The 23,846-nt window shown below is 69.3% G+C and carries 23 protein-coding genes; 17 read left to right on the top strand and 6 right to left on the bottom strand.

All coding sequences use genetic code 11. The annotated features are described in order from the left end of the window. Nucleotides 1-7 precede the first annotated feature (7 nt). The 5 genes from AC4D12_RS04975 (at nucleotide 8) to AC4D12_RS04955 (ending at nucleotide 7,140) form a co-directional block, all read left to right on the top strand. Nucleotides 8-607 carry a GDSL-type esterase/lipase family protein gene (locus AC4D12_RS04975; RefSeq protein WP_490948819.1) on the top strand — a complete coding sequence of 200 codons (600 nt, stop codon included), beginning with the start codon at nucleotides 8-10 and terminating at the stop codon, nucleotides 605-607. Nucleotides 608-900: 293 nt separating this feature from the next. Beyond that, complete coding sequence (locus tag AC4D12_RS04970; protein ID WP_490948818.1) at nucleotides 901-2,685, top strand: ABC transporter family substrate-binding protein; 1,785 nt, start codon at nucleotides 901-903, stop codon at nucleotides 2,683-2,685. A gap of 100 nt (nucleotides 2,686-2,785) precedes the next feature. After that, nucleotides 2,786-4,318: an ABC transporter permease gene (locus AC4D12_RS04965; RefSeq protein WP_490948817.1), complete on the top strand. Its 1,533-nt coding sequence runs from the start codon at nucleotides 2,786-2,788 to the stop codon at nucleotides 4,316-4,318. Between the two features lie 9 nt (nucleotides 4,319-4,327). Next, nucleotides 4,328-5,362, top strand: a complete 1,035-nt coding sequence (locus AC4D12_RS04960) for an ABC transporter permease (RefSeq protein ID WP_490948816.1) — start codon at nucleotides 4,328-4,330, stop codon at nucleotides 5,360-5,362. Further along, nucleotides 5,362-7,140, top strand: a complete 1,779-nt coding sequence (locus tag AC4D12_RS04955; protein ID WP_490948815.1) for an ABC transporter ATP-binding protein — start codon at nucleotides 5,362-5,364, stop codon at nucleotides 7,138-7,140. The genes AC4D12_RS04960 and AC4D12_RS04955 overlap by 1 nt, the downstream gene beginning before the upstream one ends. A 120-nt stretch (nucleotides 7,141-7,260) precedes the next feature. Here the strand turns inward: AC4D12_RS04955 and AC4D12_RS04950 are convergent, their stop codons facing one another. Continuing rightward, entirely contained in the window at nucleotides 7,261-8,226 is a 966-nt protein-coding gene (locus tag AC4D12_RS04950) for a zinc-binding dehydrogenase (protein ID WP_490948814.1), read from the bottom strand. Nucleotides 8,227-8,381: 155 nt separating this feature from the next. Between AC4D12_RS04950 and AC4D12_RS04945 the strand changes: the two genes are divergently transcribed. Continuing rightward, complete coding sequence (locus AC4D12_RS04945) at nucleotides 8,382-8,456, top strand: 50S ribosomal protein bL37 (protein ID WP_490949483.1); 75 nt, start codon at nucleotides 8,382-8,384, stop codon at nucleotides 8,454-8,456. Between the two features lie 102 nt (nucleotides 8,457-8,558). Here the strand turns inward: AC4D12_RS04945 and rsrA are convergent, their stop codons facing one another. After that, the gene (rsrA, locus tag AC4D12_RS04940; RefSeq protein WP_490948813.1) at nucleotides 8,559-8,819 is read right to left on the bottom strand and encodes a mycothiol system anti-sigma-R factor; all 261 of its coding nucleotides are present in this window, start codon (nucleotides 8,817-8,819) and stop codon (nucleotides 8,559-8,561) included. After that, complete coding sequence (locus tag AC4D12_RS04935) at nucleotides 8,816-9,634, bottom strand: sigma-70 family RNA polymerase sigma factor (protein ID WP_490948812.1); 819 nt, start codon at nucleotides 9,632-9,634, stop codon at nucleotides 8,816-8,818. Before AC4D12_RS04935 ends, rsrA begins: the two co-directional genes overlap by 4 nt. A 197-nt stretch (nucleotides 9,635-9,831) precedes the next feature. On the opposite strand from AC4D12_RS04935, the gene AC4D12_RS04930 reads away from it, so the two are divergent. The 11 genes from AC4D12_RS04930 to AC4D12_RS04880 all read left to right on the top strand — a co-directional run bounded on the left by AC4D12_RS04930 (nucleotide 9,832) and on the right by AC4D12_RS04880 (nucleotide 19,809). After that, a complete protein-coding gene (locus AC4D12_RS04930) occupies nucleotides 9,832-10,380 on the top strand; it encodes a DoxX family protein (protein WP_490948811.1) in 549 nt (182 codons plus the stop codon). Nucleotides 10,381-10,384: 4 nt separating this feature from the next. Then, on the top strand, nucleotides 10,385-11,824 hold the full coding sequence (gene aroA / locus AC4D12_RS04925) for a 3-phosphoshikimate 1-carboxyvinyltransferase (protein ID WP_490948810.1): 1,440 nt from the start codon (nucleotides 10,385-10,387) through the stop codon (nucleotides 11,822-11,824). Then, nucleotides 11,821-12,951: a ribosome small subunit-dependent GTPase A gene (rsgA, locus tag AC4D12_RS04920; RefSeq protein WP_490948809.1), complete on the top strand. Its 1,131-nt coding sequence runs from the start codon at nucleotides 11,821-11,823 to the stop codon at nucleotides 12,949-12,951. The genes aroA and rsgA overlap by 4 nt, the downstream gene beginning before the upstream one ends. Before the next feature lie 161 nt (nucleotides 12,952-13,112). Next, nucleotides 13,113-13,316: a cold-shock protein gene (locus tag AC4D12_RS04915; RefSeq protein ID WP_490948808.1), complete on the top strand. Its 204-nt coding sequence runs from the start codon at nucleotides 13,113-13,115 to the stop codon at nucleotides 13,314-13,316. A 182-nt stretch (nucleotides 13,317-13,498) separates the two neighbouring features. Next, on the top strand, nucleotides 13,499-14,308 hold the full coding sequence (gene hisN / locus AC4D12_RS04910; protein WP_490948807.1) for a histidinol-phosphatase: 810 nt from the start codon (nucleotides 13,499-13,501) through the stop codon (nucleotides 14,306-14,308). 26 nt (nucleotides 14,309-14,334) lie between these two features. Next, nucleotides 14,335-15,093: a class I SAM-dependent methyltransferase gene (locus tag AC4D12_RS04905; RefSeq protein ID WP_490949482.1), complete on the top strand. Its 759-nt coding sequence runs from the start codon at nucleotides 14,335-14,337 to the stop codon at nucleotides 15,091-15,093. A 31-nt stretch (nucleotides 15,094-15,124) separates the two neighbouring features. Continuing rightward, complete coding sequence (locus tag AC4D12_RS04900; RefSeq protein ID WP_490948806.1) at nucleotides 15,125-16,042, top strand: metal ABC transporter substrate-binding protein; 918 nt, start codon at nucleotides 15,125-15,127, stop codon at nucleotides 16,040-16,042. Further along, a complete protein-coding gene (locus AC4D12_RS04895) occupies nucleotides 16,039-16,827 on the top strand; it encodes a metal ABC transporter ATP-binding protein (protein WP_490948805.1) in 789 nt (262 codons plus the stop codon). Before AC4D12_RS04900 ends, AC4D12_RS04895 begins: the two co-directional genes overlap by 4 nt. A 3-nt stretch (nucleotides 16,828-16,830) precedes the next feature. Beyond that, entirely contained in the window at nucleotides 16,831-17,784 is a 954-nt protein-coding gene (locus tag AC4D12_RS04890; RefSeq protein WP_490948804.1) for a metal ABC transporter permease, read from the top strand. Further along, nucleotides 17,781-18,506, top strand: a complete 726-nt coding sequence (locus AC4D12_RS04885) for a metal-dependent transcriptional regulator (protein WP_490948803.1) — start codon at nucleotides 17,781-17,783, stop codon at nucleotides 18,504-18,506. The genes AC4D12_RS04890 and AC4D12_RS04885 overlap by 4 nt, the downstream gene beginning before the upstream one ends. Before the next feature lie 205 nt (nucleotides 18,507-18,711). Next, nucleotides 18,712-19,809 (top strand): carboxylate-amine ligase, encoded by a 1,098-nt coding sequence (locus AC4D12_RS04880; protein ID WP_490948802.1) that lies wholly within the window; start codon nucleotides 18,712-18,714, stop codon nucleotides 19,807-19,809. A 100-nt stretch (nucleotides 19,810-19,909) separates the two neighbouring features. Here the strand turns inward: AC4D12_RS04880 and AC4D12_RS04875 are convergent, their stop codons facing one another. From AC4D12_RS04875 to AC4D12_RS04865, 3 genes are read right to left on the bottom strand one after another with little or no spacing between them, the layout of a single operon-like run. After that, on the bottom strand, nucleotides 19,910-22,060 hold the full coding sequence (locus AC4D12_RS04875) for an alpha-galactosidase (RefSeq protein WP_490948801.1): 2,151 nt from the start codon (nucleotides 22,058-22,060) through the stop codon (nucleotides 19,910-19,912). 55 nt (nucleotides 22,061-22,115) lie between these two features. After that, nucleotides 22,116-22,343 carry a hypothetical protein gene (locus AC4D12_RS04870; protein WP_490948800.1) on the bottom strand — a complete coding sequence of 76 codons (228 nt, stop codon included), beginning with the start codon at nucleotides 22,341-22,343 and terminating at the stop codon, nucleotides 22,116-22,118. Nucleotides 22,344-22,401: 58 nt separating this feature from the next. Beyond that, on the bottom strand, nucleotides 22,402-23,706 hold the full coding sequence (locus AC4D12_RS04865; protein ID WP_490948799.1) for a D-alanyl-D-alanine carboxypeptidase family protein: 1,305 nt from the start codon (nucleotides 23,704-23,706) through the stop codon (nucleotides 22,402-22,404). Nucleotides 23,707-23,846: the final 140 nt, after the last annotated feature.

Raw genomic sequence — 23,846 nt, 5'->3', positions numbered from 1 at the left:
GGGACCCGTGGAACAACGCAGAATCCGATTAGCAGCAGTGGGCGACGAACTCCTCGCAGGGCTCGGTGACCCCCGTGCTCTCGGATGGTTCGGGCGTGTGATGGCCCGGACGCGGCCCGACGGCGTACCGGTCGAGGCCTACAGTCTCGCGGCTCCCGGCGAGGGCACGGAGGCCCTGGCCAACAGGTGGCTGCAGGAGGTGGGACGACGCTTCGCGGACGGCCACGAGAACCGCCTCGTCATCGGTCTCTCCGACCGGGATCTGGACCTCGAGCTCTCCACCGCCCGGAGTCGACTGAATCTCGCGAACATCCTCGACGGCGCCGCGCAGATGAGCGTGCGCGTGCTCGTCGTCGGGCCCCCGCCGGGCCTGGACGCGGAGCGGAACCGCCGCCTCGCCGATCTCTCCGCCGCGTTCGGCGACGTCACCACGCGCCGCAAGCACGTCTTCGTGGACACCTTCACGCCGCTCCTCGCGCACGAGCAGTGGCGACACGATCTCGCGGCCAACGGCGGGGCACCCGGCCAGGCGGGTCATGGCCTCATGGCATGGCTCGTGCTGCACCGCGGCTGGTTCCAGTGGCTGGACCTGCCGACGCCCGAGTAGCCGCAGGTCCATCATCTGGCACGTCCGAGGCCGCCCTCGCGGCCCTGGGTGACTTCCCGCGAACGCGCCGAGAACCTCCAGAACGCCCCGAGACCCTACTGGTCCCGGGGCGTTCGCGGGTTTTCAGGGCCCTGATGTTTCGCTGAGGTAACGACTGGGTTATCACTTCCTCACTGAGTATCCGGGGCAACTTTTGTTCGCTATGCTTTCCCCGTGTGATTGCCGTCACTGCCGCAATCCGCCTCGAGGGGCCGCCCTGCGTCCCTCGCACCAAGCAGAGTAAGGACTATCCAATGCGTAATAAGCGCGCTACGACGCTCGCCGCACTGTCCATCGGAGCTCTCCTGCTGAGCGCCTGTGGATCAGCGGGCGGCACCGCCGAGACCCCGGCATCGGAAGGTGCCGAGGAGAACCTGGCCACGACCATCAACATCGCCATCAGCCAGGCGCCCACCGGCTACAACGGCAACACCGCCGCGACCAACGCCGTCTACAACACCTACGTGGACAACCTGACGTCGAGTTCCTTCGTCTCGTACAGTCCCACTGCGGAGCTCGAGCAGAACACGGATTTCGGGACCTTCGAGAAGACGAGTGACGATCCCCTGACCATCAGCTACACCATCAACGAAGATGCCGTGTGGTCCGATGGCGTGCCGATCGACTACGACGACGCGCTGCTCACGTGGGCCGCGTCCTCCGGCACGCACCCGAGCGGCGTCACCGACGCCGAGACCGGCGCCGAGGCGGATCTGTTCCTGGCTGCGTCCACCAACGGCTTCGCCCAGATGGAGATGATCGAGGGTGAGCCGGGCGACAAGGAGTTCGAGGTCGTCTTCAGCGAGCCCTACGCGGACTGGGAAGCCCTCTTCACCACGGGTGTCTTCATGCCAGCGCACATCGCCGCGGAGCAGGGCGGCATGTCCGTCGAGGGTGACGGTGCCGAACTGGTCGAGGCCATCAAGGCGAAGGACATCGCGGCACTGACCCCGGTGGCGGAATTCTGGAACACGGGCTGGAACTACGAGGTCGACCTGCCCACGCTCCCCGACACCGCGATCCTCCCCTCCTCCGGTCCCTACAAGCTGGACAACGCCACGAACGGCACCCTGACGCTCGTCAAGAACGACCAGTACTGGGGCGAGGACCGCGCCGGCCAGACCGACATGATCGTCTTCAAGACGATCGTCGACGAGGAAGCCGTCCAGGCTCTGCAGAACGGCGACGTCGACGTCATCGATCCCTCCAGCCCCACGGTCGACACCAAGGCTGCTCTCGAGCAGATCGGCGAGACCGTCACCGTGGACACCGGGCAGTCGCTCACGTTCTCCCACGTGGACCTCGACCAGCGCCCCGGCGCGGTCTTCGAGGACGTCAAGGTCCGCCAGGCCTTCGCCGCCTGCATGCCGCGCGCCGACATGGTCGACAAGTTCGTGACGCCGATCGATCCGTCCGGCTCCGTGTTGAACCTGCACGAGTACCAGACCTCGCAGACCGACTACGAAACCGTTCTCGAGGGCGCTCCGGCTGCCCAGGGCGACGGCGTTGCCGACATCGAGCGCGCCAAGACCCTCCTCGCAGAGGCCGGCAAGACCGAGCCTGTCAGCGTCTCGCTGATGTTCGCCTCGACGAGCCAGCTGCGCGCCGATCAGGTTGCACTCATCAAGGATTCCTGCGACCAGGCCGGCTTCGAGATCACTCCCCAGCCCGAGGCAGAGTGGAGCGCCAAGCTCTCCCAGCCCGGCACCTGGGACGCGGTCATCTTCGGCTGGTCCGGCTCCGGACTGGTCGCCTCGGGTCAGTCGATCTACGTGACCGACGGTGAGCAGAACTTCGGCGGCTACAGCGACGCGGAGGTCGATCGCCTGTGGACGGAGATCGCCACGAGCACCGACGCCGAGCAGGTCGTCCCGCTCAAGACGGAACTCGAGCAGCGTCTCGCGGAGACCCAGTACAACGTGGTGCTCTACTCGAACGCGGACATCATCGGTTACTCCTCGAAGCTCGAGGGCGTCGAACTTAACCCGACGCAGACCGGTATCACCTGGAATGCCTACCGCTGGACGAAGCAGAACTGATCATCCCAGCCGGAACCGCATGAGGACGGGCAGGCCCTCGGGCCTGCCCGTCCCTGTGCCCGGCTCCGACCATCATCTGCACGCCTCCTAGGAGCTCCCCGTGTTCTACTTCATCGCCAAACGGACGTTCATCTCGTTCTTCATCATGCTCGCGGCCACAACGCTGATGTACTTCCTCACCATCTCCTCGGGCGACCCGATGGAGGATCTGGGTGAACAGAGCGGCCCGGAAAGAGCAGCAACCGAGGCGGCACGCCGGGCCGCCATGAACCTCGACGTCCCCCCGATCCCCCGGTACTTCCTGTGGCTGCAGGACGTCGGCCACTGCCTCGTTCCCGGTGGCGTGAGTTGCACCCTCGGCCAGGACCGTTCCGGAGCGGCCATCCTCCCGCAACTCGAGAACGCCATCGGCTCGACCCTGCGACTCGTCGTGGTCGCCACGGTGCTCGCTCTGGTTTTGGGCGTCGTCGTGGGCATCGTCACCGCCATCCGGCAGTACAGCGCCTTCGACTACTCCGTGACCTTCATCTCCTTCCTGCTGTTCTCCCTGCCGCTGTTCTGGCTCTCGACGCTCCTCAAGCAGTACCTCGCAATCGACCTCAACACCTGGCTGTCGAATCCGCAGGCGTCGTATCTGACGATCGCGCTGGTCGGGGTGGTCGCCGGCGTCATCTGGGCGGTGATCGTCGGGGGCGACCGGCGTCGGAGACTCATCACGTTCGGGGTCGCCGCTGTTGCCACCGCGCTCGCGCTCTACCTGCTCCTCGTCACGGGCTGGTTCGTCGATCCAGGGTTCGGAGTCGTGGGCATGCTGATCTCCGCAGCAGGCATCGCCGTGCTCTGGACCGCACTGCTGGCCGGATTCCGGCGCCGTCGCGTCCTGCACGCCGCCCTCGCTGCGGGAGCGGTCGCCTTCATCGGCTACCTCGTCTCGATCCCGCTGCTCGAGTCGCCGAACTGGCTGCTCATCCTGGGATTCGTCGTGGTGCTCGCGGTGGTCGCATATGTGGTCGCCGGCATCGTCGCCGGACCCTTCAGGGCGCAGGCCGCGAAGATCGGTGCCCTGATCGCCGTGTCCATGACCCTGATGATCCTGGTCGACCGACTCCTCCAGGCGTACCCGACGCTGTCGGCGAAATCCGGCGGGCGGCCCATCCCGACCACCGGCTCGCAGTCCGCGAACCTCGAGGGCACGTTCTGGGAGATCAACCTCGACTACGCGCTGCACCTCATCCTGCCGACCATCGCGCTGACGCTGATCTCCTTCGCGCTGTACACGCGGTACACGAGAGCCAGCCAGTTGGACGTCATGAACCAGGACTACATCCGCACGGCACGGGCCAAGGGGCTGAGCGAGCGCACGGTCCTCGTCAAGCACGCCTTCCGTAACGCCATGATCCCGATCACCACGCTGATGGCCTTCGACTTCGCCGGCATCCTCGGCGGCGCCGTGATCACGGAGCAGGTGTTCGGCTGGAACGGCATGGGCAAGATGTTCGTCGACGGGATCGCCAACGTGGATCCCGGACCCGTCATGGGATTCTTCCTCGTGGTCGGTACCGCAGCCGTGCTGTTCAACATGCTGGCCGACATCGCCTACGCGTTCCTCGACCCGCGCATCACCCTGAGCTAGGACACTCCCATGAGCAAACATCAGAACCCGCAGGACGACGCCAGGCCCTCGGTCGAACTGTCCGAGCTGACACTGCAGAGCCAGGACACCGACATCGCGACGGCTACGCCCACGCGCCTGCAGACGGACCAGATCCGAACCACGGAGGCCAAGAGCCAGGGACGCCTCATCCGGGAGCGCTTCCTCCGCCACAAGGGTGCTCTCGCCGGCATCGGGCTGCTGGCCGTGATCGTCCTGCTGGCCTTCAGCTCCATCGGCTTCGCGGGCATTCCCGGGTGGTGGGACAAGGAGTACGACGTCCTCGCGGACCGTTTCAACGAGGGCCGTCCGACGCTCACCCTCTGGCCGTTCAGCCTCGGCGAGCACCCCTTCGGTCAGGACGTCCTCGGTCGTGATTACTTCGCCCTGACCATGCGCGGCACCCAGACCTCGCTCATCATCGCGTTCATCGTCGGGCTCGTGGCCATGGTCATCGGTACGGCCGTCGGCGCCGTCGCCGGGTACTTCCGGGGGTGGACCGAGGCCTTCCTCATGCGCATCACGGACGTCGTCATCACCATCCCGACCGTCGTGATCGCGGCGGCCGTCGCAGGAATCGTCGCGAAGGCGGGCGTCATACCGTTCGCGCTCTTCCTCGGGGCCGTGACCTGGACCAGTCTCGCGCGGCTCGTGCGCGGTGAGTTCCTGTCCCTGCGCGAGAAGGAGTTCGTGGAGTCGGCGAAATCGGTGGGCGCCAGTTCGTTCCGCATCATCTTCAGGCACATCCTGCCCAACACGGTCGGCGTCATCATCGTGTCCACCACACTCGCCATCTCGAGCGCGATCCTGCTCGAGACCGCGCTGAGCTATCTCGGCCTGGGCGTCGTCGCTCCGGACACCTCGCTCGGGAAGGCCATCAACGACAACCGTTCCGCACTCACCGTGCGCCCCTGGCTGTTCCTCTGGCCCGGCGCGTTCATCATCGGTATCGCTCTCGCCGTCAACTTCATCGGTGACGGCCTGCGCGACGCCTTCGACCCCAAGCAGACAAGGGTGAAGCAGTAATGGCACATTCGGTCGTCATCTCCGACGAGCAGCAGCCGGTCGGCACCGGCGCGATCCTCGCCGTGAAGAACCTCGGCGTGGAGTTCAACGTCGACAACGAGTGGGTCATGGCCGCCGAGGAGGTCTCCTACGAGATCCACCCCGGCGAGATCCTCGCGATCGTGGGCGAATCGGGCTCCGGCAAGAGCATGAGCTCCATGGCCCTGCTCGGCCTGCTCCCCCGCAACGGTCGCTCCACGGGCAGTGCGACGATGCGCGGCACGGAACTCATCGGCGCCTCGCAGGGCACGCTGCGGAAGGTCCGCGGCAAGGAGATCGCCATGATCTTCCAGGAGCCGATGACGGCACTGAATCCCGTGCTGACCGTCGGTGAGCAGATCCGCGAGGCCGTGGAACAGCACACGGAGCTCTCACCCGCGCAGGCGAAGCAGCGTGCCATCGAGCTCCTGCGGATGGTGGAGATCCCCGAACCGGAACGCCGCTACGACTCCTTCCCGCACCAGTTCTCCGGTGGGCAGCGCCAGCGCGCCATGATCGCGATCGCGCTCTCCAACGATCCGATGCTGCTCATCGCCGACGAGCCCACCACGGCGCTGGATGTGACGGTGCAGGCCGAGGTGCTCGACCTGCTGCGGAAGCTCAACAAGCGGCTGAACAGCGCGGTGCTGCTCATCACGCACGACATGGGCGTGGTCGCGGATCTGGCCGATCACGTGATCGTCATGGAGAAGGGGCGGATCGTCGAGGCGGCTCCCACGGCTCAGCTGTTCTCTGCTCCTGCCGAGGCCTACACGCGTCAACTGCTCGGCGCCGTACCCCACCTGGGCTCGAAGGTGGGCGGGGTGCTCACCGACGTCGAGGTCGTGGACGGGCACGTCAGCATCCACGAGGAGTACGCGGAGCAGGCGCTGCGGTCCCGCGAGACGCACACGGCAGCCGGCGTGGTTCCCGCGCTGGAACTGCAGGACGTCGACATCGAGTACCCGGGCCGATTCCGCCAGCCGCCGTTCAAGGCCGTCAACGGTGTCTCGTTCACCATCAATCCCGGGGAGGTCCTGGGGCTCGTCGGCGAATCCGGCTCCGGCAAGTCGACCATCGCGCGTGCCGTCACGGGGCTCATCGGCACCGCCGGTGGCCGCGTGAGCATCGGCGGGACCGACATCACGAAGCTCAGCGCCCGGCAGCTGCTGCCGCTGCGGAAGAAGTTCGCCATCGTGTTCCAGGACCCGGCCGCATCACTGAACCCGAGGCTCTCCATCGGCGACAGCATCGGTGAGCCTCTCCTGCTGCACGAGAAGCTGGGCCGCAAGGAGCTCGACACGCGGGTCGCCTCGCTCCTCGAGGACGTCCAGCTGCCGGTCGCGTTCCGCAACCGGTACCCCCACGAGCTCTCGGGCGGGCAGCGCCAGCGCGTGGGGATCGCCCGCGCGCTGTCCCTCCAGCCGGATCTGCTGGTCGCCGACGAACCGACGTCGGCCCTCGACGTCTCTGTGCAGGCGAAGGTCCTGGACCTGCTGCAGGACCTGCAGCGTGAGCGCGGCTTCGCATGCCTGTTCGTCAGCCACGACCTCGCGGTCGTCGAACTGCTCGCCAGCCATATCGCCGTGCTCAACAAGGGGAGCCTCGTCGAGCTGGGGACCACCGAGCAGATCCTCAAGTACCCCCGTGACCCGTACACGCGGAGGCTCCTCGCGGCCGCCCCCGTGCCGGATCCGGGTGAGCAGTCGAGGCGCCGCGAGCAGCGCTCGGCGATCCTCGCCGCGGGAGTCACCGACTAGGCGCACAGGACCATGCCGGCCGGAAGCACAGGCCGGCCACGCGCGACGACGAAGGGAGCCCTCCGGCGACGGAGAGCTCCCTTCGTGGTCCGGCGACGGGCGGCGCCGGGATCGCCTCGGTCAGTGGCGGAGGACGATCTTCCCGACGACGTCGCCCTCCAGCATCCGCGCGAAGCCGGTCGCCGCCTCGTCGAACGGGAGGATGCTGTCGATCACCGGCCGCACCCCCGTCGCCACGAGGAAGCGCGTCAGGCGGACGAGCTCCTCACGCGTGCCCATCGTGGATCCCAGGACCCGCAGCTGCAGGAAGAACAGGCGGTTGAGGTCAGCGGAGGGAGCGGGGCCGGTCGTCGCACCGCAGGTGACGATGGTCCCTCCCTGGACAAGGGACTTCATCGAGTGCGCCCACGTCGCCTCCCCCACGCTCTCGAACACGACGTCGACGCGCTCGGGCAGGCGGGCGTTCGTCGCGAACACCTCGTGCGCCCCGAGGTCGAGGGCGCGCTGCCGCTTCTCCTCGCTCCGGCTCGTCGCCCAGACGCGGAACCCGGCGGCCGAGGCGAGGGCGATGAGTGCGGTCGCGACGCCGCCGCCGGCCCCCTGGACCAGGACGGTGGAGCCGGGCGCCGCGGGCGACACCGTGAACAGCATGCGGTAGGCGGTGAGCCAGGCGGTGGGCAGGCACGCCGCTTCCTCGAAGCTGAGTTCCGCCGGCTTGGGCACGAGATTCCGCTCGGGCACCCAGACGTGGTCGGCCATGGTGCCCGGGCTCCGTTCGGAGAGCAGGGACCGCCGCGGGTCGAGGGTCTCGTCGCCACGCCAGTCGGCGCTCGAGATCACGCCGTGGACGATGACCTCGTTGCCGTCGTCGTCGATCCCCGCCGCGTCGCACCCGAGGATCATCGGGAGCCGCTCGGCAGGAAGCCCCACGCCCTTGAGCGACCACAGGTCGTGGTGGTTGAGGCTGGAGGCCATGACCCTGACGCGGACGTCGCCGTCGCGGGGGGCAGGGACGGCGAGATCGCCGATCGTCAGACCGGCGAGCGGATCTTCCGCTGATTGACTGGCGGCGTACACGGCACGCATTCGAGCTCCTTCGCTGACGGCGGGTGTCCCCATCCTAGGCTTGGCCCTCGTCGGGGCGGGGCCCGCAGCCCGGCTGTTTAGGTGGCCTCCCGACCGTATGGGAGACTTGGGTCAGTTCTGCACGTCTACAGTGCCTGATCAAGAAGGAGGCTGCCATGAGCAAGCGAGCACGCAAGCGTCGCGACCGCAAGCGCGGAGGCACCAACCACGGTAAGCGCCCCAACACCTGACACCAGGCGTTGACTGCACCACCGACGACGAAGCCCCCGGCACCTGAAGGTGCCGGGGGCTTCGTCGTGATCGGGGTCAGGATTCCGTGGGGAATCGACGGGTCAGTGATCCACCGTCTTCAGCTGGCTGATCCGATCGAGGATGCTCGCCTTCAGGGTCGAGGGCGCCACTTCGGTGCAGGAGCGCTTCACCACCGAGCGGATCACGCACTCGAGGTCATGTTCGTCGGCGCACTGGGGGCAGCCGTCCAGGTGGTTCTTGATGTCGACGAGGTCCTGGTGCGAGAGCGCACCGTCGAGGTACTCGTAGAGCCTCTCGATCCTCGTGTCGGCGCAGTCGCCCATGCTTTCGCAGTCACTCATGTGGTCATCTCCTTCTCTGCCGATCCTGCCGACACCTGTGCCCTGGCCCGCGCCTCCGCGGCCGCCGGACCCAGTCCGCGCTCGTACGCGTACTCCGCCAGGAGCTCGCGCAGCAGCTTGCGGCCGCGGTGCAGACGGGACATCACCGTCCCGATCGGGGTGTTCATGATTTCCGAGATCTCCTTATAGGCGAAGCCCTCGACGTCCGAGAAGTAGACGGCCAACCTGAACTCCTCGGGGATCGCCTGCAGTGCGCTCTTCACGTCGGAATCCGGCAGGTGGTCCAGTGCCTCCGCCTCGGCGGACTTGAGCCCGCTGGAGGTGTGCTCCGCGGCCTTCGCGAGCTGCCAGTCCTCGATGGTGTCCGAGTGGGACTGCAGGGGCTCACGCTGACGCTTGCGGTAGAGGTTGATGTACGTGTTCGTCAGGATCCGGTACAGCCATGCCTTCAGGTTGGTGCCCGGCCGGTACTGGTGGAAGGCGGAGAACGCCTTCGTGTACGCCTCCTGCACCAGGTCCTCGGCGTCGCTCGGGTTCCTGGCCATGCGCATGGCGGCCGAGTACAGCTGGTCGACGTACTGCATGGCGTCACGCTCGAAGCGAGCCTTGCGGTCCGCCTCCGACTCCGTCGAGACGTCGAGATCTGCGTCTTCGGCCTGCGCGCTGCCTGAGGGGGCTGTTGTATTCATCGTGCTGAAGTCTACGCGGCCCGGTCGCCGCACGGCCGGGGACGCCGGACGTCGCACCGACGTCGACAGCTGGAAGTCCGCGGACTCCGTCACCACCCGGGGGTGCGCCGTACTCACGCCCGTCATGTGCGGTCCTCGTGGTCGTGTGTCATGCAGGGTTCAACCGCACTCCCCTACCCCTTATTCCTCCCCGCCGACCACCACCGATCAGCGGTCCGCCGACGGCGTGCGCACCCGCCACGTGTGAAACTAGACTCAGCGTGCTTCGTATCCATCGACTTCATTGACGTCCGGCGCAGAGCGCCGACCACCAGGAGGCAGTAGTGACCCTTGTCCGCGTAGTAGCCCGACCCCTGATCGCCAGCAGTTTCGTGTTCTCCGGGGTGGACCGACTCCGGAACGCCGGCGCCACCGCTCCCCAGCTGAAGCCCGTGCTCGCGGGGGTGACCAGGGTGATCCCCTCCGCGGCCGCCGTCACGAACAACGAGAAGCTCGTGGGTCAGGTGCTCGGCGCCACCCAGGTGGGAGCAGCGCTCCTGCTCGGCATCGGACGCTTCTCGCGCGTCGCGGCCCTGCTCCTGACCGTGACCGCCACCGTCAACACGCTCGTGGACTACCGCTCGGCGGACGCCACGACACCGGAGGGGAAGAAGCAGCGCCGCACCACACTGCTCAAGAACCTCTCGCTGATCGGTGCCGTCCTGCTGGCCGCCGTGGACACGAACGGCCGTCCCGGGATCGCCTGGCGCGCCGAGCACCTCGCCATCGACGCGCGGCGCAACGCCACCGGGCTCGGCAGGGACGCGAAGAAGAAGCTGAAGAAGGCCGACAAGGCCGTGCGCAAGACCGCCGCCGACGTCGTCGGTTCCTGACTCCGTGGCAGCGACGTCAGGCGGGGCGCCCAACCAGCACGAGTGGCCGGCGCCCCGTCTGACGCGTCCGGTGGACGCGGAGCTCACGGTGCCGGCCAGCAAGTCGCTGACGAACCGCTACCTGGTCCTCGCCGCGCTCGCGGAGGGCCCCAGCAGGATTCGCCGTCCGCTGCACTCGCGTGACTCGGCGCTCATGATCGAAGCCCTGCGGGCGCTCGGTGTGGGTGTCGAGGAGATCTCCGGCGACGGCGGCTTCGGCCCCGACCTCCTGGTCACCCCACTGCGCGCGGACGCGGTGCCCGGGGATCGGGCCGTGGAGTGCGGCCTCGCCGGGACCGTCATGCGGTTCGTGCCTCCCCTCGCGGGCCTCGCCACCGGGGCAACGGCGTTCGACGGCGACCCGCATGCGCGCCGCAGGCCGATGGCCAGCATCATCGACGCGCTGCGCGGCCTCGGGATGGTGGTCGACGACGACGGGACAGGCACGCTGCCGTTCACGGTCCACGGCACCGGGTCCGTCCCGGGCGGCCGGCTCGTCATCGACGCCTCGGCTTCCTCGCAGTTCGTCTCCGCCCTCCTGCTCGTCGGAGCCCGCTTCCGTGACGGCCTCGCCCTCGAGCACGTGGGGAAGCCTGTCCCGAGCCTCGATCACGTCCGGATGACCGTGGAGACCCTGCGATCCCTCGGCGTGGCGGTCGACGACACCGTGCCTGATCACTGGCGCGTCTCCCCCGGCCCCATCGCGGCGTTCGACGTCGCCGTGGAACCCGACCTCTCCAACGCCGGCCCCTTCCTCGCGGCCGCGCTCGTGACCGGCGGCACCGTGCGCATCCGCAACTGGCCGCGAACCACCACCCAGGTGGGCGACCAGTGGCGGAGCATCCTCCCCCGCATGGGAGCCTCGGTGACCCTCGACGACGACGTCCTGACCGTGCGCGGAGGTGGAGCCATCACCGGCGGCGTCTTCGCGGACACGTCCGAGCTGGCGCCCACGGTCGCCGCCCTGTGTGCGCTCGCGACGACGCCGTCGACCCTCACGGGCATCGCCCACCTCCGCGGCCACGAGACCGACCGCCTGGCGGCTCTCGTCACGGAGATCAACGCGCTCGGCGGGGACGCCGAGGAGACCGCCGACGGCCTGGTCGTCCGGCCGAGAACCCTGCACGGCGGCCTCTTCCACACCTACGACGACCACCGGATGGCGACCGCGGGAGCCATCATCGGCCTCGCCGTGGACGGCGTGCGGGTCCAGAACATCGGTACGACGGCGAAGACCCTGCCCGAGTTCCCGGACCTCTGGGCGGCGATGGCGCAGACGTCGGCGGACTCGGGGACAGATGCGCCCGTGTCGTCGCCGCCCGAGGCTCCAGTGCCCTACCAGGCTTCAGGATCTTCGGAGCCCGCGCGGCAGTCCGAGCAGGACGCCCGGGCGGCCCGCGCATGACCGACGCCGGCAACCGCCGCGGATCGAGGTCCTGGGACGAGTCCGACGTCCGCATCCGCCCGAACAAGAAGGGGACGCGCCCCAGGACGAAGACGCGCCCCGCCCACGACGACGCCGTCACGGGTCGCGTGGTGACCGTCGATCGCGGTCGCTACACCGCCGTCGTCGACGAGGACACGCCCGACGAGCGGATCGTCGTCGCCGCACGGGCACGTGAACTACGGCGCAACGCCGTCGTCGCCGGTGATCTGGTGGCGCTCGTGGGTGACCTCACCGGCGGTCCCGATTCGCTCGCACGGCTGGTCAGGATCGAGGAGCGGCGTACAGTACTGCGACGCAGCGCGGACGACACAGATCCCGTGGAGCGCGTGGTGGTCGCGAACGCGGACCAGCTCGTGATCGTCGTGGCGGCGGCCCATCCTGAACCGCGGACCGGCTTCATCGATCGCGCACTCGTGGCCGCCTACGACGCCGGGATCGAACCGCTGCTCTGCATCACGAAAGCCGACCTCCGGGACCCCGCCGCCCTCCTCGCCAACTACGAGCACCTCGACCTCCGCGTCATCATCAGCCGGACCGACGACGCCGTCGGGATCGACGCCACCTCGGACGACGGCCACTCCGCGCTCCTGCAGCACGGCGCCGTGGACGCCCTGCGGGAGGAACTCGACGGGCAGGTGAGCGTGCTGCTCGGCCACTCCGGCGTCGGCAAGTCCACCATGGTGAACGCACTGACGGGTTCGACGCGCGCCACGGGAGGCGTGAATGCCGTCACGGGTCGCGGACGCCACACGTCCTCCTCCGCCCTCGCCCTCAAGGCCACGGACGCCTCTCCGGGTACCTGGATCATCGACACCCCGGGCATCAGGTCCTTCGGGCTGGCCCACGTGGACGCCGACCGCATCCTCAAGGCCTTCCCCGACCTCGAGCCGGGCACCGAGCGCTGCGAGCGCGGCTGCCGGCACGACGACGACGCCGTGGGGTGCGGCCTGGACGGCTTCGTGGAGGAGGGGCTCGCCGGTGACTCCGGACCCGTGCGGCTCGCCTCCCTCCGGCGCCTCCTGAGCGCGGGCATCGCCGACGCGCGAGGTAACTCACACGACGCGAAGGAGCTCGGCCAGCAGTGACCGGCCGCCGGGCTGGTAGTGTTGAGCCCGTTGTTGTTTGCGCATTTGATTTCTGAGCCTTGACCCTCCGTCCGGAGTTCGACAGCTTCTCTGATAAGCGAGTAACGAACACCACGAGGCAGCCCGAACGTCGGGTCTGCGACAGGGTAAGGATGTACAACATGGCTACTGGCACAGTGAAATGGTTCAACGCCGAAAAGGGCTTCGGCTTCATCGCTCCCGAGGACGGCGGCGCTGACGTGTTCGCCCACTTCTCCGCGATCAACTCGAACGGCTACCGCTCGCTCGAAGAGAACCAGAAGGTCTCCTTCGAGACCACGCAGGGCCCCAAGGGCCCCCAGGCGGAGAACATCAACGTCCTCTGATCCTCCCCGTTCCGCTCACGCGGGAACGGACCGAGAGCCACCGCACGGCGCAAGCCGGCGGTGGCTTTCCCGTGTCCGGGGACGATCGTCCGGCCTCCTACCTCGCCGCTCGCCCAGCCCATCCCCCGGCCTGCCGACGGGTCTGCCCGGGGTGCAGCGAACGAGACGATAGGTTGGGCGGTATGAGTTTCACCCAGGGCTACAACGACGACCTCCGCCTCGCCCACATCATGGCCGACTCCGTGGACGACCGGACGATGTCCCGTTTCAAGGCACTGGACCTGCGCGTCGAGACCAAGCCCGACCTCACCCCCGTGACGGACGCCGACCGCGGCGCCGAGGAGGCCATCCGCGGCCAGCTGTCCCGGGCACGGCCCCGCGACGCCGTGCTGGGCGAGGAGTTCGGCAGCACCGGTTCCGGTTCCCGGCAATGGGTGATCGACCCCATCGACGGCACGAAGAACTTCGTGCGGGGGGTGCCGGTGTGGGCCACCCTCATCGCGCTGATCGATGACGGCCGGCCCGTGGTCGGCCTCGTGAGCGCGCCGGCGCTCGGCAAACGGTGGTGGGCGGCCGAGGGCACCGGCGCCTACACGGGCAAGTCCCTCGCGGCCGCGCAGCGCCTGCGGGTCTCGAACGTCTCACGACTCGAGGATGCCTCCCTGTCCTACTCCAGCCTCTCCGGGTGGCGCCAGCGCGGCGCCCTCGCCGAGTTCGTGAACCTGACCGAGCGGGTCTGGCGGACCCGCGCCTACGGTGACTTCTGGTCCTACTGCCTCGTTGCGGAGGGCGCCGTGGACATCGCCTGCGAACCGGAACTCAATCTCCACGACATGGCGGCTCTCGTGCCGATCGTCACGGAGGCCGGGGGGCGCTTCACCTCCCTCGACGGTGCGGATGGGCCGTTCGGCGGCAACGCCCTCGCGACCAACGGCACCCTCCACAGCGAGGTCCTCCGAACACTGAACCCGGACGTCGACGACCTGCTCTAGCAGCGTCCAGGAGCGTCCCGGCCGTGATGTCCGCACCGCGCCTCGACCCGGACCGTCGTCGTGCCCTTGCGGATGCGTACCTGCAGGGTGCCGGGCGCTACGACCGCGTGCGCCCCGGCTACCCGGGAGCGGTGGCCGACTGGCTCGTGCCACCGGGGACCGGCCGCGCCGCGGACGTCGGAGCGGGTACGGGGCTCTTCACGGTCCTGCTGGCCGCACGGGGGCTCGAGGTCATCGCCGTCGACCCCTCGGCGGACATGCTCGCCGTCCTCGCGACCCGCCTGCCGGAGGCCCGCTGCATCGTCGCGACGGCCGAGGACACGCGTCTGCCGGACCGCTCCGTCGAGTTGCTCACGGTCGCCCAGGCGTGGCATTGGCTGGATCAGCCGGCCGCGCTCCGCGAGGCCGCCCGGATCCTCGAGCCCGGGGGACGGCTCGCGCTGCTCTGGAACCAGCTGGACGTCTCGATCCCCTGGGTGCACCGGCTCTCGCGCATCATGCACGCCGGTGACGTGTTCGGGCCGTCCTACCGACCCGACGTCGGCCCGGCCTTCGGTCCGCCGGAGGAACTCGTCGTGCACTGGACGGAGGACCTCGTGGTGGGGGACGTCGCCGATCTCATGCGGTCCAGGAGCTACTACCGCAGGGCCTCGCAGGCCGTCCAGGGACGCATGGAGGCGAACCTGTCCTGGTACCTCACCGACTACCTCGCCTTCTCCCCCGAGGCTCTCCTGCGGTTGCCCTACTACACCCACGCGTGGCGGGCGGATCTGCCGACCGGCTAGTTTTCGGCATGCCTAAAAGTTACGGTGGTGTATGCCCACGTCCTCGGTCGCTCCGGCCCTCCCAGTCTCCGCCGGGCTCGTCGTCGTCGCTCTCCTCCTCGGGGGATGTTCCGCTCGAGCCGTCCCGCCGCCGGACGACTCCCGCCCTCTCGTGCTCACTACGTTCACCGTCCTGGCGGACCTCGTCGACACGGTGGGTGGCGGTCATGTCCGGGTGGAGTCGATCACGAAGGTCGGCGCCGAGATCCACGGGTACGAGCCGACGCCGTCCGACCTCGTACGGGCCCAGGACGCGGATCTGATCCTCGACAACGGGCTCGGCCTGGAACGCTGGTTCGAACGCTTCCTGCAGAGCGTCGACGCTCCCCGCGCCGTGCTGTCCGACGGCGTGGAGCCCGTACCCATCCGCTCGGGCGACTACTCGGGTTCCGCCAATCCGCATGCGTGGATGTCACCGCTCGCCGCCCGAACCTATGTCGACAACACCGTTGCGGCCCTCTCGCGTCTCGCACCGGAACACAGCACCGAGTTCGAGGCGAATGGTGAGGGCCTCAAGGCCTCCCTGGACGAGCTCCTCGAGGACTTCCGCGAGGAGCTCTCCGGTGCGGACGCGGCCGCCCTCGTGACCTGCGAGGGTGCCTTCTCCTACCTGGCCCGCGACGCGGGACTCCAGGAGGCGTTCATCTGGCCGGTCAACGCCGACGCCGAGGGTACGCCACGGCAGATCCGCGGCGTCATCGACTTCGTCGAGGCGAACGGCGTGCCCACGGTCTTCTGCGAGTCGACCGTCAATCCCTCGGCCCAGGAGCAGGTGGTAGCGGCCACGGGCGCGAGCCTCGGCGGCACCCTGTACGTCGACTCGCTGTCGGATGCGGACGGCCCCGTCCCCACCTTCCTGGATCTCCTCCGCCACGACCTCGACACCATCTCGGAAGGACTGACCCGATGACGGCCACCGCTCCCCTGCCCCGGGACGACCGCGCGGACCACGCGCTCGACGTGGAGCACCTGAGTGTCCGCTACGACGACGTCCAGGCGCTCGACGACGTCACCCTCGGCGTACGCGCCGGGAGCATCTGCGGACTCATCGGCGTCAACGGATCGGGCAAGTCCACCCTGTTCACGGCCATCATGGGTCTGCTCGTGCCGGATCACGGGTCGGTCCGCCTCTTCGGTGGCACCGAGGCCGCAGCACGGAAGCAGGGGCTCGTCGCCTACATGCCGCAGGCCGAGGGCGTGGACTGGACGTTCCCGGTGTCCGTCGCGGACGTCGTGGGCATGGGGCTGTACGGCCGCCTCGGCTCGGCGCGCCGGCTCCGCGCCGCCGACCGCGCGGCCGTCGACGAGGCCCTGGAGCGCGTGGGACTGGCCACGCTGAGGAGACGCCAGATCGGGCAGCTCTCCGGCGGACAGCGCAAGCGCGTGTTCATCGCCCGCAGCATCGCGCAGGACGCACGTCTGCTGCTGCTCGACGAGCCGTTCGCGGGTGTGGACCGGACCAGCCAGGAGAGCATGTCCGCCCTCCTCAAGGAACTCCGGGGCGAGGGCCGGTCGGTGCTCGTCTCCACCCACGACCTCGCCGGGGTACCCGACCTGTGCGACGACGCCGTCCTGCTGCACCGGCGCGTGCTCGCGCAGGGCGCACCGGTGGACGTCCTCACGAATGCGAACCTGGCGCTCGCCTTCGGGCCGGCCACCGGCCCGCAGGTCGCAGCCACGAGCCGGGAGGCCTGAGCCATGGACATCCTCGCCCTCATCCTCGAACCCCTGCAGTACGGGTTCCTCACGCGTGCGCTCGCGGTGACGGTCGCCGCGGCGGTGGTCGCTGCGGTGCTCTCCTGCTGGCTCATCCTCATGGGGTGGTCGCTGATGGGCGACGCCGTCTCCCACGCGGTGCTGCCGGGCGTCGCCCTCTCCTACATCATCGGCATCCCCATCTCCATCGGCGCGTTCGTGTTCGGGGCGCTCGCCGTGGCCCTGATCGGCGGCGTCCGGTCCACCACGCGGCTGAAACCGGACACCGTGATCGGCGTCGTGTTCACCGCTCTCTTCGCGGTGGGACTCGCGATCGTCTCCGCCACGCCGTCGCAGGTGGACCTCATGCACATCCTGTTCGGTAACGTGCTCGGGGTCACGGCCGCCGAGGTCTGGCAGGTGCTCGTCCTCGGCGCTATCACCCTCGCCGTCCTGCTCGTCAAGCGACGCGACCTGACGCTGCTCGCCTTCGACCGCACGCACGCCCACGTGATCGGGCTCAACACGCGCTTCCTCTCCGTGCTGCTGCTCGGGCTCCTCGCCCTGACCGTGGTGGTGGGCCTGCAGGCCGTCGGCATCATCCTGGTCGTGGCGATGCTCATCACGCCCGGCGCGACCGCGTTCCTGCTCACCAGGAGCTTCGACCGGATGCTGGTGATCTCCGTGGCCCTCACCGTGGCCGCCTCCGTGGGCGGCATCTACGCGAGCTACTACCTCGACATCTCCACCGGCGCCTCCGTGGTGCTGTGCCAGGCCCTCGTGTTCGCTGCCGTGTATCTCGTGGGGCGCCCGGACGGTCTGCTGTGGCAGGTACGACGACGGCGGGGCGCTCGCCGGACCGCAGGGTCCCCCGACGTGCAGCCGACCCCAGCGCCCGCGGTGCCCGGGGATTCGCCGACGCCGTCAGCGTCGTCAGCGCCGGGCGGCGCCGCGTGACCGGGCGGAGGAGCGCCGTCCTCAGGATCGAGTCGACGAGCGTGCAGGACTACGTGAAGACCATCTATGCGGCCACGGAATGGCAGGACGACCCCGTCACCGCCGGATACCTCGCCGCGCGCCTGGGCGTGGCCAATTCCTCGGTCACCGGGATGGTCGCGAAACTCGTGGACCTCGGGCTCGCGAACCACCGCAAGTACGGACCGATCACGCTCACGTCTCCGGGCCGCAACCTCGCGCTCGCGATGGTGCGCAGGCACCGGCTGATCGAGACCTTCCTCACGACCGAACTCGGGTACGGCTGGGAGGAGGTCCACGACGAGGCAGAACTGCTCGAACACACCGTCTCCGACGCCTTCGTGGAGCGCCTCGACCGGAAGCTCGAGCGCCCCACCCGCGACCCGCACGGCGATCCCATCCCGGCTGCCGACGGCTCCGTGCGCTACCCGGACGCCCACCGGCTGGACGCGCTCGACGACGGCCATGCGGGTGCGCTGGTGCGCGTCAGCGATGACGACCCGGAGGTCCTGCGCTTCCTCGACCGACACGGTGTCTCGCTGGACGAGCACGTGGTGGTCGCGCGGCCAGCGGGGGCGGCGGTTCGGATTCGCCTCATCGACCGGTCCACCGCTCCATCGCTGGTCGCCGACCCACCGGTGGCCCGCGCCCTGTGGATCGCGACCACGAGTCCGCACGCAGGTTGTTCGATGGCGGTGTCCTGACCCTGCACGCTGGTTCATCCCTCCCGAGCATCGCAGCTGCCCGACATCCGACGCTCCCGTCGACCTGGAGGATCGTCGTGCTCCCGCCGGCGTCGCGCTCCTAGACTGGGAGCCCGAGCGCGTGACCGGACGCGCCGATGCCCGGCCCGCCGCACCGCCCGTCACTCACCCCGACTCCCCGACCCCCTGCTGAACGGACGCACCCATGACGACCCTCGGACTCGAGGAGGAATACCTGCTGTTCGACCCGGAGTCGGGGCTGCCCGATCACCGCGCCGCCGAGGTGCAGGGGCATCTCGAGGCGACGCCCGGGATCGGCGACGACGAGATCCAGCGCGAGCTGCTCTCGTGCCAGATCGAGACGGCCACGCCCGTGTGCGAGACGCTCGAGCAGGCCGAGCAGTCGCTCCTCACCTTCCGGCGCTCCTTCGACGACGCTGCGCGCCGCGCGGGTTCGCTCGGTGCGGCCACCGGCACGGCGCCGACGATCCGTCAGTCCTATCCGGAGCTCACGGACAAACAGCGCTACGAGGACCTGCGGGCCAGCGCCCCGGGAATCGTCGGGGACCAGTTCGTGAACGGGTTGCACGTCCACGTCGCCGTGCCGGACCCCGAGCTCGGCGTGCAGGCCCTCAACCGCATCAGGCCATGGATTCCCCTGCTCACCGCCCTGAGCGTCAACTCGCCGTTCTGGATGGGCCGGGACAGTGGCTTCGGCAGCTGGCGCGTGATCCACTACCGCCGATGGGCCGTCCAGGGCATCGCGCCGTTCTTCGCGGGCGCAGCGGACTACGATCGGCGCATCACCCGGCTCGGGGCCACAGGGGCGATCCTCGACCGCGGCGTCCTGACCTGGGTGGCGCGGCTCTCCGACACGTACCCGACGCTCGAGCTCCGCGCCGGCGACGTCCAGCTCGAGGCCCGCGAGTCGGTGCTCCTCGGGGCACTCACCCGGGCCCTCGTGGTCACGACGCTCCGCGACGCCGAGAGGGACACGCAGCCGCTCGTACCCGACCCCGAGCTGCTCGACGCCGCCCTGTGGCAGGCGGCACGCGACGGCATGACCGGCCACCTCGTGGATCCCGTCTCGGCCACACCGGTCCCCGCATCCCAGCTCCTCGCCACGTTCCTCGAGCTCGTCGGGGACGCCCTGGAGTCGGAGGGTGACACCGCGTGGGTGTCCGAGGGCCTCGCGCGGCTGCGCGAGCGCGGATCGGGCGCGGACCGACAGCGGGACGCGATGCGCGACGGCGGTCAGCAGGGCCTCCTCGACCTGTACGGGCGGAGCCTCGTCCAGAGCTGACACCACGCGCAACGGCATCAGGCCGGGCGAACGACGAACCGAAGCCGGGACGCACTACCGGTTGCCGGGGCACCAGGCGGTACGCCGCCGTCGGCCGTGGCTACCGCTGCACGGCGTCCAACGTGATGAGGAGCGACTGCTCGGGCAGCAGGACGGGTGCCTGCAGTCCGGACAGGGCGAGGGTGCGGCCGGTGAAGCGGAGGGGCTGGCCTTCGAGAGCCGCCTGGAGCCAGCCCAGCGGCGATTGTCCGTTGCCGGGGTGCCCTTCCTCGGGAACAGCGAGGCGTACCTCGTACAGGCCGTCCGGGTCGAGGCCCGGGAACGTGAGGGGCCCGGGCGGGTAGCTCGCGCTCGACGCCGTGAGCGAGTAGGCGAACAGGGCACGCCGACCGTCCGGGGCGATCACGCCGCGAAGGTCCATGGCGGGGTCGAGGAGGTCCGCGTGGACCAGGACACCGCGGTGGAGGTCGTCACGCCACTCCTTGTGGAGGTCGATGTAGCGGCGGAGCACCTCGTACTCCTCCTCGGTCAGGGCCGAGATGTCCCACTCGATGCCGTAATGGCCGAAGATCGCGGTCGCCGCCCTGAACGGCAGGGTGTGCGCGCGGCCCGTCGAGTGCGAGACCGGGCCGCCGATGTGCATGCCGAGGAGCTCGGACGGGACCAGCAGGCCGGTGTACTTCTGGTTCACGAGCCGCTCGATGGGATCGATGCAGTCGCTCGTCCACACCCGGTCCGTCCTCGCGAGGATCCCGAGGTCCACGCGGGCTCCCCCGGATGCGCAGCTCTCGATCTCGAGCTCCGGATGCCGGCTGCGGATCTCGTCGAGCAGCCGGTACAGCGCCTCGACGTGACGGTGCACCGCAGCGCGTCCCGTGACGGGGTCGGCGGCTTCGAGGATGTCACGGTTGTGGTCCCACTTCACGTAGGCGATGTCCGTCGAGGAGAGGATGTCGTCGAGTCGCTCGAGGATGTAGGCGTAGGCGTCGGGGTTGCCGAGATCGAGCACCTGCTGCTGCCGCCCGGGAAGGGGCAGCCGCCCGACGGGTCCGAGGATCCAGTCCGGATGGGCGCGCGCGAGGTCGGAGTCGGTATTGACCATCTCGGGCTCGAACCACAGGCCGAACTCCATGCCGAGCCCCCGGACGTGATCGACGATCGGCGCGAGGCCGTCGGGCCACACCGTCTCGTCGACGAACCAGTCCCCCAGGCTCGAGGTGTCGTCCCGGCGGCCCCTGAACCAGCCGTCGTCGAGCACGAAGCGTTCGACGCCGAGGCTCGCTGCCCGGTCCGCAAGTGCTTTCAGGCGCGGCAGCTGCATGTCGAAGTACACCGCCTCCCACGTGTTGAGGGTGACGGGACGCGGACGCCGCGGGTGGGTCGGGCGTGCACGGAGCTCGCGGTGGTAGCGCCCGGAGAGCTCGTTCAGACCCTCGCCCCAGGAGGCCACGGCCATCGGCGTCGCGTAGCTCTCCCCGGGCCCGAGCACCACCTCGCGGGGTGCGAGGACCTCCCCGGTGGCGAGGAAGGCGACGCCGGCGGGAGTCCTCTCCACGAGGACCTGCTGGTTGCCGCTCCAAGCCAGGTGCACGCCCTGGACGTGACCCCGCTCGAAGCCGAAGGACCGCTGCCCCACCGCGAGCACCACCGTCGCATCCGCACCGGGGCGGCCGCGCCGGCTGGCGCGCACGTACGTACCCGTCGTCAGGTCGTGGCGTTGCGGGGACCGCTCGCGCAGGTGCCTGCCGGTGGTATCGAGCACCTCGGCGGCCGTGGCGGCGAGGGGGAACACGACGGAGAGCGATCGCACCTCGTACTCCGTGGTGGCGTCGTTCGTCAGCTCGAGCTGCTGCGTGAGGAGACCGACGTCGGTCACGCGCAGGCGGGCCGTGACCGTCAGCCCGGCGTCGGCGTCGTGCCCGACGACGACGGCGGCGGATCCGTCCGCTGTGACCTCCAGCGACCGGAGGGTGAAGCGGGGGTAGAGGTGGGTTCCCGTGCGGTCCCCGACGAGCCCCGGCGTGCCCTGCCAGCCGCTCGACTCGAGCGGGACGAGGTTCAGCCTGGCCGGCACGTCGATGCCGCCGGACACGCGCTGCGGTTGCTGCGCCGTGGCCAGCGCCGTGAGTTCCGCGGGGCCGGGATCGCCGAGTGAGGGGCCCCAGTAGGTCAGGACGGGCAAGCCATGGGGATGCTGCTCGAGGACCACACTGGTACCGCCGCGGACGAGGTGGACGACCTGATCACTCATTGGTTCTTTGTACCGCGCGGCCCCGCGCAGGGCCAAATGCCGCGACGGTCCAGCGTCAGCGTTCCCGGCTGTCGCGGCGCAGCAGACCGAGGATGAGGCAGAGCAGGCCCACGAGCAGGGGCAGCAGCGTGTAGAGGGTGTGGGTGCCCCCGAGGTAGCTCATCACGAAGATGTAGATGAACGTGCCCCCGACGAGCAACCAGCCCAGGACGATCAGAGCACGGCCCCTGTTCGGCGGCGGCAGTGGCGGGAGCCACGACGGCGGCCTGTCAGTCCAGCTCATCGCCCCAGTGTAGTTCGCCCGCGCGGTTGTGCTCCCGGTGAATCTCGCGGCTGCCAGATCAGTACGACGGCGCCGCCGGAAGACCCATGTACTGCTCGAGGGTGGGCACACCGTGGACGCGCATCTCCCCGGCGATGGCGGTGCCGACGTAGCGGAGGTGCCATGGTTCGTAGGAGTAGCCCGTCACGGAGGTGAGTCCGGACGGGTACCGGACGATGAAGCCGTACCGCCAGGCGTTCTGCGCGGCCCAGTTTCCCGCCGGGGTCCCGGCGAAACACGACTGGAGACCACAGGCCCCGTTTGCGTTACCGATGTCGATGGCGAGTCCGGTCTGGTGCTCACTGTGTCCGGGCCGGGCGGAGATGAGGTCCGCCTGCGCCTGGCCGTACTGGCTCACGTAGGAGGCGTAGAGCGAGGCCTGGGTGTCGTAGGACCGGTACCCGCTGACCGGCACCATGGCGATCCCGGCCGCCCGCGCGTCCGCCAGGAGCCTCGAGAACTGCTGCGCGGCGTCGCTGCGGAGCAGCGGACCCTCGACGCCCACGAGTGGACCCGGCACGTACCCCGCCGGGTTGAGTGCCCGCCTCTTGTTGACCACGACCACGGGCGAGGCGGCGACGTCGATGTCTCGGGACACCCGCGTACCGGCCGATGGCGTCCACGAGATCCTCCCGCGTTGGAAGACCTGGTCACAGCCGTTGGCCGTGCAGGCCTCGTCGCTCACGGGGTACCCGAGTGCGCCGTTCTCGAAGCTGGTGGATTGCCAGGCCGCCCTGATCGCGCCCCAGGAGGTGCGGGCGCCCGTGGTCGGCGACCAGATGATGGCCCCACCCTGGTAGTTCTGATAGCAGCCGCCACCACGCAGTCCGCAGACCTCGTCGGACGTCGGATACCCCAACCGTCCACGCTCGTAACCCGTTGCCGCCCAGCTCCCCCGGATGGCACCCACTGAGACCTTCGCGCCCGTCGCGGGAGACCAGACGATCGCGCCGCCCTGGAAGTTCTGGTAGCAGCCGCCGTCGCGGATCCCGCACACCTCCGTGCTGGTCGGATAACCCAGGCCGCCGTTCTCGAAGCCCGTGACACGCCAGACGTCGCGGATGGCTCCCCAGGAAGGCTGCGCTCCGGTGGCCCGCGACCAGACGATCGCTCCGCGCTGGTAGTTCTTGTAGCAGCCGCCGTCGCGGATGCCGCACACCTCCGGACCCGTCGGTGCGCCGAGACGGCCGGCGCTGCCGCCCAGTTCGCCGTACCTCGTGTCGATGGGGCTGGCTGCCGCGGCGTGCTGAGCGGTCACGAGCCCCACGGCGACCATCAGCGCGCAGGCAAGCACGGCCAGCAGATGGGCGAGTGATCTGCGCACAGGGGTCCCCTCAAGCATTGGAGCGTGTGCTCACAGGCTAGGTGGGCGCAGGAGAAGGCACAAGGGAGCGGGCCACCCGCAGGCCGACCCGTCCTCCCATGACGAAGCGCCCCACCGGTGACCGGTGAGGCGCTTCGAGT

This window comes from Arthrobacter sp. TJ-266, from assembly GCF_058269115.1.
The sequence above is the reverse complement of the archived record's forward strand: the minus strand, read 5'-3'. Positions and strand labels throughout refer to the sequence as shown.